General features: G+C 68.9%; 10 protein-coding genes. 6 read left to right on the top strand and 4 right to left on the bottom strand.

What is annotated here, in order from left to right; genetic code table 11:
• Positions 1–12 precede the first annotated feature (12 nt).
• The 5 genes from GC106_RS46200 (at position 13) to GC106_RS46180 (ending at position 14508) form a co-directional block, all read left to right on the top strand.
• On the top strand, positions 13–7758 hold the full coding sequence (locus tag GC106_RS46200) for a non-ribosomal peptide synthetase (protein WP_173142551.1): 7746 nt from the start codon (positions 13–15) through the stop codon (positions 7756–7758).
• Positions 7755–10736: a non-ribosomal peptide synthetase gene (locus GC106_RS46195; RefSeq protein WP_173142550.1), complete on the top strand. Its 2982-nt coding sequence runs from the start codon at positions 7755–7757 to the stop codon at positions 10734–10736. The genes GC106_RS46200 and GC106_RS46195 overlap by 4 nt, the downstream gene beginning before the upstream one ends.
• Positions 10737–10753: 17 nt before the next feature.
• Positions 10754–10966: an MbtH family protein gene (locus GC106_RS46190; protein ID WP_173142549.1), complete on the top strand. Its 213-nt coding sequence runs from the start codon at positions 10754–10756 to the stop codon at positions 10964–10966.
• Positions 10967–11085: 119 nt separating this feature from the next.
• Positions 11086–12447 carry a glycosyltransferase gene (locus GC106_RS46185; RefSeq protein ID WP_173142548.1) on the top strand — a complete coding sequence of 454 codons (1362 nt, stop codon included), beginning with the start codon at positions 11086–11088 and terminating at the stop codon, positions 12445–12447.
• A 309-nt stretch (positions 12448–12756) separates the two neighbouring features.
• Complete coding sequence (locus tag GC106_RS46180; protein ID WP_173142547.1) at positions 12757–14508, top strand: AfsR/SARP family transcriptional regulator; 1752 nt, start codon at positions 12757–12759, stop codon at positions 14506–14508.
• A gap of 39 nt (positions 14509–14547) precedes the next feature.
• Here GC106_RS46180 and GC106_RS46175 read toward each other — a convergent pair whose 3' ends face one another.
• Genes GC106_RS46175 through GC106_RS46160 form a run of 4 tightly spaced genes read right to left on the bottom strand, consistent with a single transcriptional unit; the run spans position 14548 to position 17905 of the window.
• Positions 14548–15630 carry an HAD-IIIC family phosphatase gene (locus GC106_RS46175; protein WP_173142546.1) on the bottom strand — a complete coding sequence of 361 codons (1083 nt, stop codon included), beginning with the start codon at positions 15628–15630 and terminating at the stop codon, positions 14548–14550.
• A 25-nt stretch (positions 15631–15655) separates the two neighbouring features.
• A complete protein-coding gene (locus tag GC106_RS46170; protein ID WP_173142545.1) occupies positions 15656–16765 on the bottom strand; it encodes an acyl-CoA dehydrogenase family protein in 1110 nt (369 codons plus the stop codon).
• The gene (locus GC106_RS46165) at positions 16758–17042 is read right to left on the bottom strand and encodes an acyl carrier protein (RefSeq protein ID WP_173142544.1); all 285 of its coding nucleotides are present in this window, start codon (positions 17040–17042) and stop codon (positions 16758–16760) included. Before GC106_RS46165 ends, GC106_RS46170 begins: the two co-directional genes overlap by 8 nt.
• Positions 17039–17905: a 3-hydroxyacyl-CoA dehydrogenase family protein gene (locus GC106_RS46160; protein ID WP_312873441.1), complete on the bottom strand. Its 867-nt coding sequence runs from the start codon at positions 17903–17905 to the stop codon at positions 17039–17041. The genes GC106_RS46165 and GC106_RS46160 overlap by 4 nt, the downstream gene beginning before the upstream one ends.
• A 161-nt stretch (positions 17906–18066) precedes the next feature.
• On the opposite strand from GC106_RS46160, the gene GC106_RS46155 reads away from it, so the two are divergent.
• The coding region (locus GC106_RS46155) for a type I polyketide synthase (RefSeq protein WP_376777840.1) at positions 18067–19424 on the top strand (1358 nt) is incomplete at its 3' end.

Raw genomic sequence — 19424 nt, 5'->3', positions numbered from 1 at the left:
CATGGGGGAATCGTGACCGGGCCGACGCTGTTGTCATCGCCGCTGTCGCCACTGTCATCGGGCCAGGAACGGATGTGGTTGCTGCAGCAGGTCAATCCGGGCAGCAGCGCCTACAACGCCCGGATCGCCTGGAGGTTCTCCTCCGGTGTCGATCCCGCGGCGTTGACCGCGAGCTTCGCCGCTCTCGTGGCGCGGCACGTGGTGCTGCGCTCGGTCTACGGTGCCGATGAGGACGGTAATCCGTACATGACCGAGGTGCCGGATTTCGCCGTTCCGGTGACCTGGCGGGATGTCAGTGCGGACTGGCGGGCCGTCGCGGCGTCGTTCTGCGAGATTCCCTTCGACTTGTCCGCGGCGCCGCCGGTGCGGGCCATGGTGGTCGCCCAGCCGGACGGGTCCGCGGTTGTCTGCATGGTCTTCCACCACATCGTGATGGACGGTCGTTCCTTCACAGTCCTGAGTCGCGAACTCTCCGCGCTGTACCAGGCGGAGGTGGACCGGCGGCCTGCCCGGTTGCCGCAAGTGACGGCCACCTACAACGATTATGTGGCCTGGCAACGGGAGAACGCCGACCCGGACACGCTCGAGTCCCGCCTCGCGTTCTGGCGCAAGGAACTCGACGGCGCGCAACCGCTGGACTTCCCGCTCGACTTCCCCCGTCCGGCCGAGGCCGGAACGTCGGGCGGGATCAGCGAGTTCGCGCTGTCCGCGCGGACCACGGCCGCACTGCGGTCGATCGCGTTGCGCTGGCGGTGCGCCCTGTCCAGTGCCGCGGCCGGATTGTTCCAGCTGGCACTGGCGATTCACACCGGGCAGGAGGACATCACCATCGGGACTGTCCTCAACGGCCGTCAGCGCGAGGAGTTCGAGGACGTCGTCGGCCTGTTCGTGAACACAGTCGTTCTGCGCGACCGGGTTTCCCCTTCGGCTCCGTTCCGCCAGGTTCTGCGCTCCGCCAACGCCACGATGAACAAGGCGTACGCGCACCAGGACGTGCAGTTCGACCGGGTGGTGGCCGATCTGCGGCCAGGCAGGCAGACCAGCCGCAACCCCTTCTTCGAGGTGTTGTTCATCTACCAGGGCGAGCACACCACGGGGTCCGGCACTGGGCTGGAACGCCTGCCGTGGCTGGACGACATCACCCGGTTCGACATCGAGTTTCGCGCCGAGGTCGTCGACGAGCGGCTGACCGGCGCGTTGATCTACCGCACGGATCTGTTCCGGCCCAGGACCATCGACCGGCTGGGCGAGCTGTTCGTGCGCATCGCCGAACTCCTGGTGCGTGACCCGGGCGGAAGCCTCGCCGGTGCGGTCCTGCTCGACGAGATCGCTGCTCCGGCCGAGCGCGAATCCAGCACAGCCTCCCTCGCTGAATTGTTCGCCCGGCAGGTGACCGGTGATCCGGATGCCATTGCCGTGTCGTACGGTGAAACACGGCTGAGCTACGCGGAGCTCGACCTGCGTGCCAACCGGATCGCCCACCTGCTGCGGTCCCGGGGCGAGGGAGAAGGCACCGTTGTCGGGATCATGGCGGAGCGCGGCCCGGATCTGATCGGCGCGGTACTGGGCGCCGTGAAGTCGGGGGCCGCGTACCGGTGTCTCACCCCTGGCGATCACGAGGCGGTGAAGGACTTCAGGACTGTCCTGGTCGCTGAGGTGTCCGGCTCGGGCAACGAGGTCGCATTCGCAGCTGCCGCGGACTGTCCAGCAGACCCGGTGAGGGCCTACCCATCCCCCGACGGCGCCGCCATCGAGCTGTCCACTGAGGACGGTTTGGTCGCTTTCTCACACATCGCCGTTGCGGACAGCGTCACCGGCGGGGAACTGGGCACGCTGACCGCACCGCGGATGCTGCTGCACTCCGCCCCCACCTCGGCGACCAGCATGGTGGAGATCTGGTCGTGCCTGCTCAGCGGCGGGTGTGTCGTGGTGGCGCCACCCGGCACGCTGACACCGGACTCACTGCGTGAGGTCACCGCGACGGCGACAGTGGAGCGGTTGTGGTTGAGCGCCACGGACTTCCGTTCGTTCGCCGAGCGCGATCCCCGTGTCTTCACCGGGATCGCCGAGGTGTGGACCGGTCACCTGGCGCCGTCCCCGATCGGCCGGGTGCTGCGCCGCTGCCCGGGAACCGACGTGGTGATCGGCCATCGGACATCCGGGACCGCGGGATTCGCCACCGCGCACCGGTTCTCGGCGCGTCCCGACCCCGCCGCCGACATCCCGATCGGCAAACCGTGGCACGGCTGCCGTGTGGTAGGACCCGGCATGACATTGCTCCCGCCCGGCGTGCCGGGGGAGCTGTACGTCACGGGCGCTGGGCTCGCGCTCGGGCATCCACACCAACCGGGCCTGACGGCCGAGCGGTTCGTCACCGACCCGTGGGGGCCGCCGGGTGCCCGGATGTACCGCACGGGGGACCTCGTCCGGCTGTTGCCCGGCGGCGACCTCGAATTCCTCGGCAAGGCGGCGGAGCAGGTCCGGATCGACGGGTTCCTGATCGACGTCGGCGAGGCCGAACGGTTGCTGGGCAAGCACCCCGGTCTCGCGCAGGTGGTCGTCGCCCCCGAGGACGACAGGAACAGCGGCACGCGCCTGGTCTGTTTCATGACCGGCCGCGACGGCACACGGCCTGACCCGGCGGAGATTCAGCGCTTCGCAGCGGACAGGTTGCCCTCGCACCTGGTGCCCGAGGCGTTCGTCGCGCTGGACTCGTTCCCGCTGGACGAAGCCGGTCGGGTGCGGCGGCATAGCCTGCCGTTCCCGGGCAGGCCGGTGGCCGGGACCGGTCGCGGCCCCCGCAGCCTGCGGGAAGAAGTGCTGGCCGCGCTGTTCGCCGACATCCTCCGTGTGCCCTCGGTGAGCATCGACGATGACTTCTTCGCACTGGGTGGCCATTCCCTGCTGGTGGCCCAGTTGGTCGGCCGTGTCCGCACCGAGCTGTCGGCCGAGCTGAGCATCCGCGCGGTGTTCGAGAACCCGACCGTGGCGCGCCTGGCGACCACGCTCGACCAGGCGGCCTCGCCCCGCAAACCGTTGGTGGCCAGGCCGAGGCAGGAGCGTCCGGGACTGTCGTTCCCGCAGCGCCGGCTGTGGTTCCTGTTCCAGACGCAGGGTGCGGATCCGACGTACAACATGCCGATCGCCTCGCAGCTGACCGGCGAGCTCGACCGCGTGGCACTGACCGCGGCGATCAACGACGTGGTCGGCAGGCACGAGTCCCTGCGGACGATCTTCCTGTCGCACGACGGCGTTCCGTACCAGCAGGTCGTCGATGCCCAGGTGGCGGTGGAGCACGTGCCCGTGGCGGCAGCCGGCGTCCAGGACGCGCTGGACGCCGCGGCGCAGCACCCGTTCGACCTGGCCGCCGAGATCCCGATCAAGGTGTGGCTGTTCGAGTCCGGGCCGGAAGACCACACACTGCTGGTGCTCATCCATCACATCGCCTGTGACGGTGTCTCGATCGCGCTGTTCACCCGCGACCTGGCGCACGCCTACCGGGCACGGCTCGACGGGCACGAACCGGCGTGGACGCCGCTGCCGGTGCAGTACCACGACTACAGCCGCTGGCAGGTGGAACAACTCGGCTACGCCAAGGACCCGAGGACCTTCGCCGCACGCCAGGGCAGGTACTGGACCGAACAGCTGGCCGGGCTGCCCGCCGAAGTGACGCCGCTCGGCGACCGGACGAGGTCGGCCAAGGTGGGCATGGTGGGCGCCCGGCTCACCATGGAGATCAGCCCGTCGCTGCACGCCCGGCTGCGTGAAGTGGGCCTGCGCAGCCACGTCAGCCTGAACATGGCCCTGCAGGCCGGGCTGGTGGTGCTGCTGAACAAGCTCGGCTGCGGCCAGGACATCCCGATCGGCGGGGTGGTGGCGGGCCGGACCGACGAATCCACTGCCGAGCTCGTCGGCTTTTTCGTCAACACACTGGTGCTGCGCTACGACCTGAGCGGCAGCCCGACGTTCACCGAACTGCTGGCCAGGGCCAGGGAGGTGAACCTCGCCGCACACGAGCACCACGATCTGGACTTCGAGCAGGTCGTCGAGCTCACCGCACCGGTCCGCACCCTGGGGCTGCACCCGCTGTTCCAGGTGATGATGGCGTTCCAGAGCTACGAGGAGGGCAAGCTGGACCTGGCCGGTCTGTCCTCCCGGCGGCTGACCGCGGACGTCAGGACCGCCAAGTTCGATCTCAGCTTCACCTTCACCGAGCGGCCGGACACCGGCGGTGTCGCGGGGGTGCTCGACTACTCGACCGACCTGTACGACCGGCGGACCGTCGAACGGTTCATCGAGCGGTTCCTGTCGCTGCTCACGCAACTGACCGAGGATCCCGACCGGCCGATCGACTCGATCAGCGCCATCGGTGCGGCGGAACAGCGACAGCTGGCGGAGTGGAATTCCACCGCGGTGGATGTCCCGGACGTGACACTGACCGAGCTGCTGGAACACCGGATGAAGACCAGCCCGGACGCCGACGCGGTGGTCTTCGGCGACGAGCGGCTCAGCTACGCCGAACTGGACCGGCGGACGGCCCGGCTGGCCATGGCGTTGCGCGCGAGGGGAGCGGGACTCGACCGGATCGTCGCGGTTTCCCTCGACCGTTCGGCGGATCTGGTTGTCGCGCTGGTCGCCGTGCTGCGTGCGGGCGCGGCATACGTGCCGGTCGAACCGGGACTGCCCGAGGGCAGGCGAGCCGCGATGCTCACGGACGCAGGCCCGGTACTGGTTCTGGACGCACAGATGATGCGAGAGCTGACCGGCCATTCCCCTGCAGGCGAGTACGTCTCGCCCGAGGTGTTCGCGGACAGCCCGGCGTACCTCATCTTCACCTCCGGCTCCACCGGCAGGCCGAAAGGCGTCGTCGTCGGCCATCGGGCCATTGTGAACCGGCTGCTGTGGATGCAGCACAAGTTCGGTCTGGGACCGGACGACCGCGTGCTGCAGAAGACCCCGGCCGGGTTCGACGTGTCGGTGTGGGAGTTCTTCTGGCCGCTGATCGAGGGCGCCACGCTCGTGGTGGCCGCCCCGGACGGGCACCGCGACCCGGAGTACCTGGCCGCGACCGTGCGCTCCCAGCGGATCACGACCATCCACTTCGTACCGTCCATGCTGCAGGCGTTCCTCGCCGAGCTGCCCGCGGACCACGAGCCGTTCCCGCTGCGCCGGGTCATCTGCAGCGGTGAGGCCCTGCCGCATGCCTTGCAGCAGCGCTACTTCGAGACGATGACCGCCCCGCTGTACAACCTCTACGGACCGACCGAGGCCGCGGTCGACGTGACCAGCTGGGACTGCGTCGAACACGACACGACCGTGCCGATCGGCGCACCCGTGTGGAACACCCGCCTGCGTGTGCTGGATTCCCAGCTCAATCCGGTGCCGATCGGTGTGCCGGGTGAGCTCTACCTCGCCGGGGTGCAATTGGCGCGCGGGTATCACCACAACCCGGCGCTGACCGCCGAGCGGTTCGTGGCGGATCCGTTCGGCCCCCCGGGCGCACGGATGTACCGGACCGGTGACCGCGCACGGTGGACTTCGGACGGGCAGGTGCAGTACCTGGGCCGCGGGGACGACCAGGTCAAGGTGCGAGGCGTCCGGATCGAGCTCGACGAGATCGGGTCGGCGGTGGCCGCCCACCCGGCCGTCGAGCAGGCCGCGGCCTCGGTCTACGAGCCTGAATCCGGCGATGAGCGGATCGTGGCCTACGTCGTGCCGAACGCGGCGGACGCCCCGGGCGTTCGCACGCTCGCCCGCTGGGAGGCCGCCGGCGAGGTCGACGACCTGCCCCGGCACTCGCTGCCGAACAGGCGACTGGTGCTCGGCCGCAACAAGGCCGAGATCGACTACCTGTACCAGGAGATCTTCGAGAACCGGGAGTACCTGCGGCACGGCGTGACGCTGCCGGCAGGCGCGACCGTCTTCGACGTCGGCGCCCACGTCGGGATGTTCAGTGTGTTCGCGGGTACCCAGGCCCCGGACGTCACCGTGTACGCGTTCGAGCCGATTCCGGAGCTGTACGAGGAGATGGTGCGCAACACGACACTGAACGACGTGCGCGTGCACCCGTTCGCGTACGGGCTTTCCGACCACTCGGGCACGGCGGAGTTCGTGTACTACCCGCAGTTCTCGATGCTGTCCGGCCAGTTCGACGACGCCTCGGAGACCGAGGTGCTGGCGGGCAGCCAGGTCAAGCGGCTCACCGAGGGCCCCGGCGACCTGTCGGAACTCACCGGCGCGCTGGAAGTGCTGGTCACCCAGCGCCTTCAGGAAAGGCAGGACATCACCTGCGAGCTGCGCACGTTGTCCTCAGTCATCGACGAGCACGGCGTCGAACAGATCGACCTGCTCAAGATCGACGCGGAGAAGAGCGAACTCGACGTGCTGCTCGGCATCCGCGACGAGCACTGGCCGCGCATCCGCCAGGTCGTCGTCGACGTGCACGACAGCGGCGACCGGCTGGACACGGTGCTGACGATGCTGACCGGGCACGGCCTGACCACCGAGACGGAAACCACCGAACTGCTGGCCGACAGCGGCCTGGTGACCGTCTTCGCGGTCCGGCCGGGAGCGGTTGCCGAGGCGGCCGCACCGCCCGAGGACACGCGGTGGTTCGATCCGGACCTGCTGACCCACGCGCTGCGGGCACAGGCCGAGAACCTGCTCATCCCGGCCATGCTGCCGACCGACTACGTGTACGTGGACCACTTGCCGGTGTCGCCGAACGGCAAGCTCGACCGCAAGGCGTTGCCCGCACCCCGGCAACGGGTCACCGTGGGCGGCAAGGCACCGGCGACACCGCAGGAGGCGAGGCTGGCCGAGCTCGTCGGCCGCACACTGGGCGTCGGCAACGTCGGGGTCGACGGCAACTTCTTCGAACTGGGCGGCCACTCGCTGCTCGCGGCCCGGCTGGTCGGCCTGATCAAGGAGTCGCTGGGGGTGGAGCTGGACGTCGGCGCGATCTTCCAAGCCCCGACGGTGGCCCAGCTGAGCGAGCTGATCGGCAACGGTGGTGACGCGGAACTGCAGGTGCTGCTGCCGATCCGGACCGGCGGGGACGACCGGCCGATCTTCTTCCTGCACCCGGGCATCGGCCTCGCCTGGTGCTACTTCGGGTTCGGCCGGTACCTGCACGGCACCCCGCTGTACTCCATCCAGTCCAGGGCGGTCGCCGGCCTGGAGAACATGGCCACTTCGATGCACGAGATGGCGGTGGACTACCTCGAGCAGGTGCGTTCCGTCCAGCCGACCGGGCCGTACCGGTTCGTGGGCTGGTCGTTCGGCGGCAACATCGCGCACGCGATGGCCACGATGCTGGCCGACCAAGGCGAGGTGACCGAGCTGCTGGGGGTGCTTGACTCGTACCCGTACGCCGGGACGCCGCCCGCGATGGCCGGGGCCAGGCCGGCGGAGGTCGGCCCGATGCACATCGCTCTGGTCCGCCAGTGTTTCCCCGAGATGGCCACCGGCGAGATCATCGACGAGGAGCGGCTACGGCTGCTGGCCGGGATCCTCACCCGGCACGAGTTCATGGCCAGCCACTACGAACCCGCCGTGCACCAGGGCGACATCGTGCACTTCCAGGCGGCCGGGCACCGTGACGAGTGGCGGATCAACCCGAGGTCCTGGACCGACTTCATCTCCGGTGAGGTGCGGATCCACCCGATGGGCGTGAGTCACTTCGACCTGCTCACCGCGGACTCGCTGACCCGTGTCGCCTCGATCATCGAGGCCGAACTGGAGCGGTCGCGGACATGACCTTCGTATCGCTGTTCGAACAGCAGGTGGCGCGCACGCCGGATGCTGTCGCCGTGGAGTTCCACGGTGTCAACGTCACGTACGCGGAGTTGAACGCGAAAGCGAACAAGCTGGCCCACCACTTGATCGACCGCGGTGTGCGCCGAGGCGCCCTTGTCGGGCTCGTCCTGCCACGGTCGGCCGACCTGGTGGTCGCCGCGCTGGCGGTGATGAAGTCAGGAGGCGCTTACCTGCCGATCGATCCGGCTTATCCCCGCGACCGGGTCTCCTACATCCTGCGTGACGCACAGCCCGCGGTCGTGATCACGACAGCCGAGACCCACAGCGGTTCTTCCGGCGGGAACGAGATCTTCCTCGACCAGCCGGTGGCGGGTCCCGGGCACGCTCCCGCCGTCGAGCCAGGAGCAGCCGACGCGGCGTACGTGATCTACACGTCCGGGTCCACCGGCAATCCCAAGGGCGTTGTCGTCCCGCACGGCGCGCTGGAGAACTTCCTGCTCGCCATGAGGGCGGAGTTCGGCCCCGGTCCGGGCGACAAACTGCTTGCGGTCACCACCATCGCGTTCGACATCGCCGGGCTCGAGCTGTACCTCCCGCTGATCACCGGCGCCACGGTGGTGATGGCGAGCAGTGCCGACGTGCACGATCCCGAAGCGCTTGTCCGGATGGTCGGGGACTTCGGCGTCACGATGCTGCAAGCGACCCCCGCGTTGTGGCAGATGGTCCTGGACACGGGGAATTCCGCCGTCTTCCGGGATGTGCTGATGCTCGTCGGGGGAGAGGCGTTGCCGCCCAGCCTGGCCGCCGTGATGCGAGATACCTCGCGGCGCGTGGCGAACATGTACGGACCGACGGAAACCACAATTTGGTCAACCCGCGAATGGGTGCGTGAGGGCACTGACACCGCGTCCATCGGGCACGCGATCCGCAACACGCAGCTGTACGTTCTCGGTGACCGCCTCGAGCCCGTGCCGGACGGGAGCGAGGGGGAGCTGTACATCGCCGGAGACGGCCTGGCGCAGGGGTACTTCACTCGGCCGGGTCTCACCGCGGGCCGGTTCGTCGCGAATCCCTTCGGCCCGCCAGGTTCCCGCCTGTACCGGACCGGGGACCTGGTCCGGCGAGCGGCCGGTGGTGAGCTGGTCTTCCTGGGGCGCACCGACCACCAGATCAAGATCCGGGGTTTCCGGGTCGAACTCGGTGAGATCGAGTCGGTGCTCGCCGATGTGCCGTCGATCGGGCGGGCAGTGGTGGTCGCCCGCCAGATCACCGAGAGGGACAAGCGGCTCGTCGCGTACATGACCGCCAACCCGGGTAGCGAGCTGCCCACCGCCCGGCAGCTGACCAGATTCTGCCGGCGGAGGCTACCTGACTACATGGTTCCGTCCGCTTTCATCTCGGTGGAACGCTTTCCGATGACGTCGAACGGCAAACTGGACCGCAACGCACTGCCGGAACCGCTGTGGGGCGCGGAAGCGGGCGGACGGGCACCACGGACAGCGCTGGAAGAGGCGCTGTGCCGGGTATTCGCCGAACTGCTGCACGTCGAGAAGGTGAGTATCGATGACAGCTTCTTCGATCGCGGCGGGCATTCCGTGCTGGGCGCCCAGCTGGTCGGCCGGATCCGGGCCGAGTTCGGGCTGAGGATCTCGATGACCGACCTGCTGGCCGACCCGACCGTCGCCGGGGTCGCCACGATGCCGGTCGCGGCCGATCACGCGCCGGTGCGCCCGGACACGGCCGAGGCGGCCCGGCAGCGGCTGGACGAATGGCGGGAGATCCACGAGGACCACTACGCCCATCCGGCGGAGGCGGACCTCAGCGAGGACTTCTCCGTCTGGAAGAGCAGTTACGACGGAAAACCGATCCCGGTCGAGGAGATGCGGGAGTGGCGGGACGCGACCGTGCGACGCATCCGCGCGTTGCGGCCACGGCGGATCCTCGAAATCGGCGTCGGCAACGGACTGCTGCTGTCCGAACTGGCCGGTGAGGTGGAAGCCTACTGGGGCACGGATTTCTCCGCCGGGATCATCGGCAGGCTCACCCAGTGGGTGGCGGAGCGGCCAGGCCTGAACGGCGAAGTGACGCTGCTGCCCCGAGACGCTGCCGACTTCAGCGGAATCCCGGCGGGGTACTTCGACGTCATCGTGCTCAACTCGGTCGTCCAGTACTTCCCGTCCGCGGCGTACTGCCTGGACGTGTTCGATCAGGCGGCCGCGGCACTCACCGACGACGGCGCGCTCTTCGTCGGTGACGTCCGCAACCGGCGGCTGCTGGAGTGTTTCCACGCCGGAGTCGCCGCCGCCCGGTCGACCGACGTGGACCGGAGCGTCGCACTGGAACGGGAACTGCTGGTGGATCCGGCGTTCTTCACCGAGTACGCACAGTCAGGCCGTGGCTTGCGTTCGGCGAGGATCCAGCTCAAGCGGGGACACGCGCGGAACGAACTGACCCGCTACCGCTACGACGTCGTCCTGTCGAAGACACCGAATCGCGCTGACGACATCGAAGTCCCCGAGACACGGTGGGGCGCGGACTTCGCCGGCGCCGCAGAGCTCTTGCGATGGGCGGAGGCTGGCACCGTCCGGTGCTTCTGGGCCGTGGGAATCCCGAACGCCCGGCTCGCCCCAGACCTGGCCGCCGCTGGATCACCTCCCACCGCCGGGCTGGAGCCGGAAGACGTGGTGCGAGCCGGTGAGGCGGCTGGGTACCGCGTTCGTGTGCAGTGGTCGCAGGCGGCCGAGCACTTCAACGCCTACTTCGAACAAGGCCCCCTCACCGGAACGGACGACGGTCCGTCAGCGCCGCCCTCGGCCACGCACACCAAGGCCGGCTTGGCGGAGTACTTCACCAGCCCGACCGCCGATGACCGCGGCGGCCGCCCGGCCGGCACCTTGCGGCGGCATCTCACCGCGGCCGGATCCGGACCGCCGCGCGATCTGGCCACTGTGGACTCGATCACCGGCGGGAAACCGTGAGAAAGGGACAGACCGACATGCAGAACCCGTTCGACGATCCCCAGGGCGAGTTCCACGTCCTGGTCAACGCGGAGAACCAGCACTCACTCTGGCCTGCCTTCGCCGCGGTCCCGGACGGCTGGACCGTGGTGCTGGAGTCCCGTAGCCGGGAGGAGTGCCTCGACCACATCGAGACATCCTGGACCGACATGCGGCCGTTCAGCCTGGTACAGCAGATGTCCGGCCAATGACGGTGCTCGCGTGCGATCCGTTCGTGAGGACGGCCGGGCCCGGCCTGTCAGGAAACTGAAAGCCCATCGGGCTTACCGTCCTGGCAGGCACACGGGAGTAGACAGGAGAGCGCGGGATCATGAGCGTCACGGACAACCGACCAGTCCTGTTCGCGTCCGAGGCGCACGCCGGGCTGTTCGGTCCGCTGGCCGCGATCGCCGGTGAGCTGGCGCGGCGTGGCGCGGACGACCTCTGGTTCGCCAGCATGGACACTCGCCGCGCGGACGTCGAGGCCATTCCCGGCGACAGCCGGGTCAGGTTCGCCTCCCTCGGCTCGCCCCCGGGACCCGAGCTGGATCCGACAAAGTGGAGCGACGAGACGTACGACCGGATCAACTCCGCGTCCCGGGCGCGCAGCCTGGCTGCGTACCTCGGACAGATACTGGATCCGCGCTACTGGGAACAGCGGTACCGCCGCGTGCTCGAGGTGATCGACGAGGTCCGGCCGTCGCTGATGATGATCGACTCCTACGACATCGCGGCACTGGACGCGGCGATGACGCGAGATGTCCGGTTCATGATGAACTGCCCGACGCCCGTGAGCTATCTGTTCGCCCGTCGCGTGCCGCGCGGTTATCCGGCGATGCTCAGCGGGCTGCCGCTGCGGATGACCATCCGGCAGCGCTGGGACCACAACGTCTTCAAGGTGGCGCGCGTCCTCACGATGCTGGCGGAGCCGAAATTCGTGCGGAAAATGGCCGCGTACCTCCGCTTGCGCAAGCAGTCGGGGGTACGGAACGCGACCGGTGAGTACGGCCGGTATGCCGACGCCGCTGTCGCTGTCCTGGCGAACACCGTCTTCGGGATCGAATATCCGTTTCCCGTGCCTCCCACGGTGAAAATGCTGGGTACCATGGTGTCCGCGGAACGCGGTGTCGCGGACGGCGACAAGGTGCTGTTCGACTGGCTCGATGCCCGGGAATCAGTGGTCTACATCGGACTTGGTACGCTCATGCGGGTTTCCGCACGCACACTCACCGAGATGGTCGCGGCGATCGAGGCGATCGGGCCGCGGCACCACGTGCTGTGGAGCATGACGAAGACCCAGCAGGGTCTGCTGCCCGCGGTTCTGCCGTCGAACCTGCGGGTGGAGTCATGGGTTCCGCAGGTCGAAGTCCTGGCGCACCCGCACGTGCGCGGGTATTGGACGCACGGCGGCAACAGTTCGCATCAGGGCCTGCACTTCGGCAAACCGTTGCTGACGATGCCGGGGTCCTGGGAGACGCGCGACCTCGCTGTGCGGTTCGTCGACGCGGGGGCCGCGCTGATGGTGGCGGACGTGCGGACGGTCGGCAGGGACGAACTGGTACGGAAGCTGTCACGGCTGCTGACCGATGAGAACCTGCGGGAGCGGGCCGGATATTGGCGCCGCCGGTTGACCGAGGCCGGCGGAGTGGGTGCCGCGGCCGACCTGATCGCGGCGAATCGCCAGGCCCGGTGACCGGGTACCCGCGGAATGGCGAAGATCATGCCGGATTTTCCCGGGTTCGGCTGAGCTTTCCGATTCGCCGGTGTATGTCGTTTCAGCCGTGCGTGAAAGCGTTGACAGGAAGGGGTGTTCTGGTGGACGGTCGTGTTTGGACAGGTCTGGGGGCTGCTGCTGGCCTGCCGGATTTGTCGTCATCGGGCGTTCAGTGAACCGGGGAAGTCTTTGCTGATTGCTTGAATCCGTCGATGGATGCTGGGGATCTTGGTGGATTTTTGCATTTTGGGACCTTTTGAAGTGCGCAGTGCGGATTCCGTCGTCCAGGTGGGCGGTCCGCGGATGCGTGCGTTGCTGGCCGCGCTGGTGCTGCGCGCGAATCAGCCAGTGCCGGTGAAGCACCTCGTCAACGCGGCGTGGGAAGGCGATACGCCCTTGACGAGCGCGGCGACCGTGCACTCGTACGTGTGCCGGCTCCGAGCCAGACTCGCCTCGGCGGGACCGGACGGGGAAAACCGCATCCTGACCGACGCGACCGGATACCGGCTGCGGGTGGAGCCGGGTGAGTCCGATGTGGAGTTGTTCCGCGAACGGATCGACCGCAGTCACACCCTGCTCAACGACAGCTGCCCGGCCGACGCCGGGACCGAGCTGTCCGCGGCGCTGGCGCTGTGGCGCGGACCCGCGCTGACCGACGTGCCCGGCCGGTTCGCCCAGCTGGAGGCGGTGAGCCTGAACGAGGCGCGGCTGGCCGCCCAGCAGGAGAGCATGGAGATCGACCTGTCGTTCGGCCGCCACACCCAGGTGATCCCCGAGCTGCAGGCGATGTTCCTGCGGTATCCGCAACGGGAACGGCTGGCCGCGCTGTTGATGCGGGCGCTCTACCGGGGTGGCCAGCAGGCCGAGGCCCTCCAGGTCTACCGGACCGCGCGGCAGGCGCTGGTCGAGGAACTGGCGATCGAGCCGGGACCCGAACTCAAGGCGGTGCACCAGAAGATCCTCAACCACGACGTGGAACTCGCGTTCCCGGCGGCAACACCGGGCGCGGGACGGCATTCGCTGCCGCCGGACACCGGCACCTTCGTGGGACGGGCGCTGGAGGTGCGGCGGATCGTGACAGCCGCCACCGCACGTCCCCATGACGGACGCGCGTTGGGCATCGCCGCCATCGACGGCATGGCGGGCGTCGGCAAGACCCGGCTCGCCGTGCACGTCTCGCACCAGCTGGCGGACCGGTTTCCCGACGGGCAGCTGTTCGTCGACCTGCACGGCCACACCGACGGCCGTGCGCAGAAGGAGCCCAGCGCCGCGCTGGCCGAGCTGCTAGAGGCCGTCGGTGTGCCCGCCGGGTCGATCCCGGTGACCCTCGAACAGCGGATCGCGGTGTGGCGGACGCAGCTGGCGAACCGGAAGGTGCTGCTCGTACTGGACAACGCGGCCAGTGCCGCGCAGGTGACGCCGCTGCTGACCGGCGGCAGCGGCTGCTTCGTCCTGATCACCAGCCGCAACCGCCTGATCGGGTCCCAGACGACCGAGACCCTGTCACTCAAACGGTTGGCAGGGCCCGAAGCGGGCGCGTTCTTCGAGGCGATGCTGGCTGACCGCCGGGCGGCCGCGGAGTCCGGCGCTGTGGCGGAACTGACGGAGATGTGCGGTGGTCTCCCGCTCGCACTGCAGTTCGCGGCCGCCCGGTTGCGGCACCGTCCCACGTGGACGATCGCGGATCTCGTCGCGCAGCTGCACCGCGACCGGCTGCTGATGGCGGATCTCGACATCGGCAAGAACGGCCTCGCGGCGGCGTTCGACACGTCGTTCGCCTGCCTCAACACCGAGCAGCAGCGGGTGTTCCGGGCGGTGAGCAGGTACCGCAGGAACACGTTCACCGTCACCGCGGTGGCCGCGGCGACCGGCCTCAGCTCGCTGGACGCGGAGCGGATGCTCGAGTCGCTCGTGGACGTGAACATGATCGAGCCCTTGACGTTCGGGCAGTACCAGATCCACGACCTGCTGCGCGCCTACGGCCAGCGCGCGGTGCGGTTCCACTCCGGCGAACCACCTGCCGCGGTCGCCGTGGAGTGATCCGCCGCCAGGTGGTCAGCTTGGCGAGTGGGTTCGCTGTCAGTGGACCAGATCCGGCCCGAGATCCGGCGCGGTCAGGTGAATGGCCTCGGTCACCTGTTTGCGCGCCGGTGCCAGGTGCAGGCGCTGGATCCCGTCGGCCGCGGGCAGTCGCCTGGCGCAGTCGCAAGCGGTGTCGGTGAAACCGGCGAAGCGGTAGGCGATCTCCATGATCCGGTTCCGGTCGGTGCGCCGGAAGTCGGCCACGAGGTGGACGGCGGCCTGTGCCGCCTGATCGGCGAGCCAGTCCAAAAGTGCCGCTCCGACGCCGAAGGACACCACCCGGCAGGACGTGGCCAGCAGCTTGAGGTGCCATCCGGTGTCGCCCTTGCTCAGCAGGACGATGCCGATGGCACCGTGCGAGCCGAACCGGTCCGCCAACGACGCGACGAGGACTTCGTGGCGAGGATCGGCCAGCAGTGCTTCGAGGTCGGTCGCGGAGTAGTGCACCCCGGTGGCGTTCATCTGGCTGGTGCGCAGCGTGAGTTCCTCCACCCGCTGCAGGTCGGTTTTGGTGGCGCGGACCACCTGGAGCTGGAGGTCCAGTGCCTTGAGGAACTCCTCGTCCGGGCCGGGGTAGTCGTTGCGTTCGGTGTTGCGCAGGAGGTTCGCCTGGTACCTCGCGCGCCGGCGACCGGCGTCCGCTGTCCTGGTCGGTGGGGTGAACTCGGGCAGCCGGGGCAGCAGTTCCGCCTGCTCGGCCGGATAACACCGGACGTCGGGCAGGTGGAACGCGACCTCCGCGCGTTCGGCCGGCTGGTCGTCGATGAAGGCGATGGTGTTCTCGGCGAACTCCAGCAGCCCGGCCAGTTCGCGCACCGCGTCGGACTTGCGGCCCCACCCGATGCGGGCGGCGACGAAGTACTCGGCGACCCCCAGTTCGGTCAGCCGCGCCCACGCCAGGTCGTGGTCGTTCTTGCTCGACACCGCGTGGAGGATCCCCCTGGAGTCCAGCTCGGCGAGCACCTGCCGGACGGGGTCCAACAGCGCGACTTCGTCCTGTTCGGACAGCACGCCGCGCCACAACGTGTCGTCCAGGTCCCAGACCAGGCATTTGACCGGGATCGTTCCGCTGTCCGGCAAGGGTTTTCCTCTCGGGTACGGCCGCTCACGCCGATGTCGTCAGCGCGTGTTCGGCCAGGATGAGCTGGCAGATCTCGGTGCTGCCCTCGATGATCTCCATTAGTTTCGCGTCCCGGTACGCGCGTGCGGCGAAGTCGCCGTCCCGCGCACCCGCGGAAGCCAGGACCTGGACCGCTGTGCCGGCGCCGCGGGCCGCCTGGGTCGAGGCCAGGTACTTGGCCCGCACCGCGGCGACGACCATGTCCGGCGACCGCTCGTCCCAGCACCGGCTGGCGTGCTCGGCCGCGGCGGCCGCCGTGTGCTCGTCGACGGCCAGCCCGGCGATGTGCCGGGCCACTAGTTGGTGGCGGGCAAGGGGTTTGCCGAACTGTTCGCGCACTTTGGCGTGCGCGGTGACCACGTGCAGGCAACCGCGGAGAATCCCCACGCATCCCCACGCCACGGACAGCCTGCCGTAGGTCAGTGCCGTGGTGACGAGCAGTTCGACCGACTGGCCCGCGCCGCCCAGGACCGCTCCGGCAGGCAGCCGGACCGAGTCGAACGTGACCGTGGCGTGCCCGGCGGCGCGGCAGCCGAGTGGGTCGGGCACCCGGTCGACCGTCACCCCGGGTGTGGCGGTGGGCACCACGACAGCCGCCGCACCACCCGCGTACTGCCCGAACACCACGAGGAGATCGGCGTACCACGCGCCGGTCGTCCACACCTTCCGTCCACTGAGGACGACCGAGTCGCCGTCGGCGACGATTTCGGTGTCGATCAGCGAAAGGTCGCTGCCGGCCGAGGCCTCGCTGAACGCGACCGCGGCCAGTTCGCCACCGGTCAGCCGCGGCAGGTAGGCGCGGCGCTGCCCACGGCTGCCCAGGCGTTGGATGGACCAGGCTGCCATGCCCTGGGAGGTCATCAGGCTCCGCAACGACGAACACAGGCTGCCCACGTGCGCCGTCAGCCTGCCGTTGCCGGTGCTGGTCAACCCCAGCCCGCCGTACTCGGTGGGCACCTGGGCGCAGAGCACTCCGGCCGCGGCGGCCGCGGTGATCGACTCACGCGGGATCTCCCCGGCCGCGTCCCAGTCCCCGGCCCGCCCGCCGACCAGGTCGCCGGCGAACCTGACCAGGTCGGTGAGCTGGTCAGGCACTTCCGGATCCGGCCAGTCGCCGGACGAGCGACACCATCCGCGTCACCGTGCGGAAGTTGTCCAGGCGCAGGTCGGCCCCGGCGATCTCGATGTCGAACGTCTCCTCCAGGTACACGACCAGTTCCATCGCGAACAAGGAGGACAGCCCGCCCGAGGCGAACAGGTCGGTGTCCGCGTCCCAGTCCTTCTTCGTCCGGGATGCGAGGAAGCCGAGCAGACTCGCTTCGGCCCCGGCCGCGGAGCCGGGTTCCGCCGAACGGTCGGTTGACGTGGTCACGATCGTGGTCCCCCGTAGTCGTAGAAGCCTCGGCCGCTCTTGCGGCCGAGGTCACCCGCGCGAATCTTCTCCAGCAGCAGCGGGCGCGGTGCGCAGCCTGCGTCACCCGTCCGCTCGTACAGCACGTGCAGCGAATCGGCGAGGTTGTCAAGACCGATCAGATCGGCGGTGCGCAGCGGGCCCGTCCGGTGGCCGAGGCAGTCGACGAACAGGGCGTCGACCACTTCGGGGATCGCGGTGCCCTCCTCGACGACCCGCACCGCGTCGTTGATCATCGGGTGCAGGACCCGGCTGGTCACGAACCCCGGGCCGTCGCCGACGGTCACCGCCGTGCGGCCGAGCCTGCCGAGCAGGGCGTGCAGTCTGCGTAATGCCTCGTCCCCGGTCCGCCTGCCGCGGATCACCTCGACCGTCTGGATGAGGTACGGCGGGTTCATGAAGTGCGTGCCGAGAAAGTCCTCCGGCCGAGCCACCGCCTCGGTCAGTTCGTCGATCGGGATGGAAGAGGTGTTGGAGACGATGGGTGTGCCGGGCCGGACCACCGGCGAGATGGCCGCCAGTGCCGCGGCCTTGACAGCCGCCAGTTCGGTGACCGCCTCGATCACCAGGTCGGCGTCCGCCGCGCCCGACGCCGACGTCGTGGTGACGAGCTCGCCGGGAACCGTGCCGGCGGGCAGCGCGCTCATCAGCTGAGCTGTCTTGAGGTGCCGCTTGACCTTCGTGTCCGCCTGACCGAGTTTCCCTTCGTCGATGTCCAGCAGTGCGACGCGCACCCCGGATCCGAGAGCGAGGGCCGCGATACCGCAGCCCATCACCCCTGCTCCGATGACCGCCAGCGTCTGAGCCGCTTGGGTTTCCGGCACCGAACCTCCCAAAGACCTGTCCTGACAACCGGACGCTATGGCCAGCGGGCTTGCGGTTGGCTTGTGTTCTCCTGGCACCGCCTCGCCGGCCCGGCGTTGCCAGGGCGCTGTCAGGGGTTTGCGAGGCCGCCGGGGGCATTGTGGGCAGGTGATCTCCCATCTTGTCCTGGTGCGGCCCTGCCCGGCCGCGGAAGAGTGGCACGCACATGGCGGATGAAGCCCGGCTCGTCGAGTACCTCAGGAAGATGACGACCGATCTGCGTCAGGCCCACCAGCGCCTGCACGAGGTCGAGACCCTGGCGCACGAGCCGATCGCGATCGTCGCGATGAGCTGCCGCTACCCGGGCGGTGTGGAGTCGCCGGAGGACCTGTGGCGGCTGGTGTCCGACGAGGTGGACGCGATCTCGCAGTTCCCGGCGGACCGCGGGTGGGCCGCGGGCCTGTACGACCCGGACCCGGACAAGCCAGGCGCCTCCTACGCCCGGGAAGGCGGCTTCCTGCACGACGCCGGGGACTTCGACGCGGGGTTCTTCACCATGTCGCCGCGGGAGGCCGTGGCGACAGATCCGCAGCAGCGGCTGGTGCTGGAGGCCTCCTGGGACGTGATCGAGCGTGCCAGGATCGATCCGCTGTCCCTGCACGGCAGCCGGACTGGTGTCTTCATCGGGCAGATGTACCACGACTACGCGACCCAGCTCGGCAGGATTCCGCGGGATCTCGAGGGATTCCTGAGCACCGGCGCGGCGGGCAGCGTGGTGTCCGGCCGGGTGGCCTACAGCCTGGGGCTCGAAGGCCCGGCGATCACAGTGGACACGGCATGCTCCTCGTCACTGGTGACGTTGCACCTGGCCTGTCAGGCCCTGCGACGTGGCGAGTGCACGCTCGCGCTGGCGGGCGGGGTGACGGTGATGGCCGCACCTACGACCTTTGTGGACTCGTCCAGGCAACGAGGCATGGCGCCTGATGGGCGGTGCAAGTCGTTCGCGGATGCTGCGGATGGTACTGGGTGGTCTGAGGGTGTGGGTGTTGTGTTGTTGGAGCGGTTGTCGGATGCGCGGCGTCATGGGCGTCGGGTGTTGGCGGTGGTGCGGGGTTCGGCGGTGAATCAGGATGGTGCGTCGAATGGGTTGACTGCGCCGAATGGTCCGTCGCAGCAGCGGGTGATTCGGGGTGCGTTGGTGGATGCGCGGTTGTCGGCGTCTGATGTGGATGTGGTGGAGGGGCATGGGACGGGTACGAGGTTGGGTGATCCGATTGAGGCGCAGGCGTTGTTGGCGACCTATGGTCAGGATCGGGAGATTCCGCTGTGGCTGGGGTCGGTGAAGTCGAATATTGGGCATACGCAGGCTGCGTCGGGGTTGGCTGGTGTTATCAAGATGGTGATGGCGATGCGGCATGGTGTGTTGCCGAGGACGTTGCATGTGGATGAGCCGTCGTCGCATGTGGATTGGTCGAGTGGTGCTGTCGGGTTGTTGACGCGGTCGCGGGAGTGGCCGCGGACGGGTCGCCCTCGCCGGGC

This window comes from Kibdelosporangium persicum, assembly GCF_013280595.1.
GTDB lineage: Bacteria > Actinomycetota > Actinomycetes > Mycobacteriales > Pseudonocardiaceae > Kibdelosporangium > Kibdelosporangium persicum.
The sequence above is the reverse complement of the archived record's forward strand: the minus strand, read 5'-3'. Positions and strand labels throughout refer to the sequence as shown.

What these genes read in the sequence shown, in the direction of transcription:
- GC106_RS46190 (WP_173142549.1), top strand. Translation starts at nt 10,754, where the DNA reads ATGCAGAACCCGTTCGACGATCCCCAGGGCGAGTTCCACGTCCTGGTC.
- GC106_RS46185 (WP_173142548.1), top strand. Translation starts at nt 11,086, where the DNA reads ATGAGCGTCACGGACAACCGACCAGTCCTGTTCGCGTCCGAGGCGCAC.
- GC106_RS46195 (WP_173142550.1), top strand. Translation starts at nt 7,755, where the DNA reads ATGACCTTCGTATCGCTGTTCGAACAGCAGGTGGCGCGCACGCCGGAT.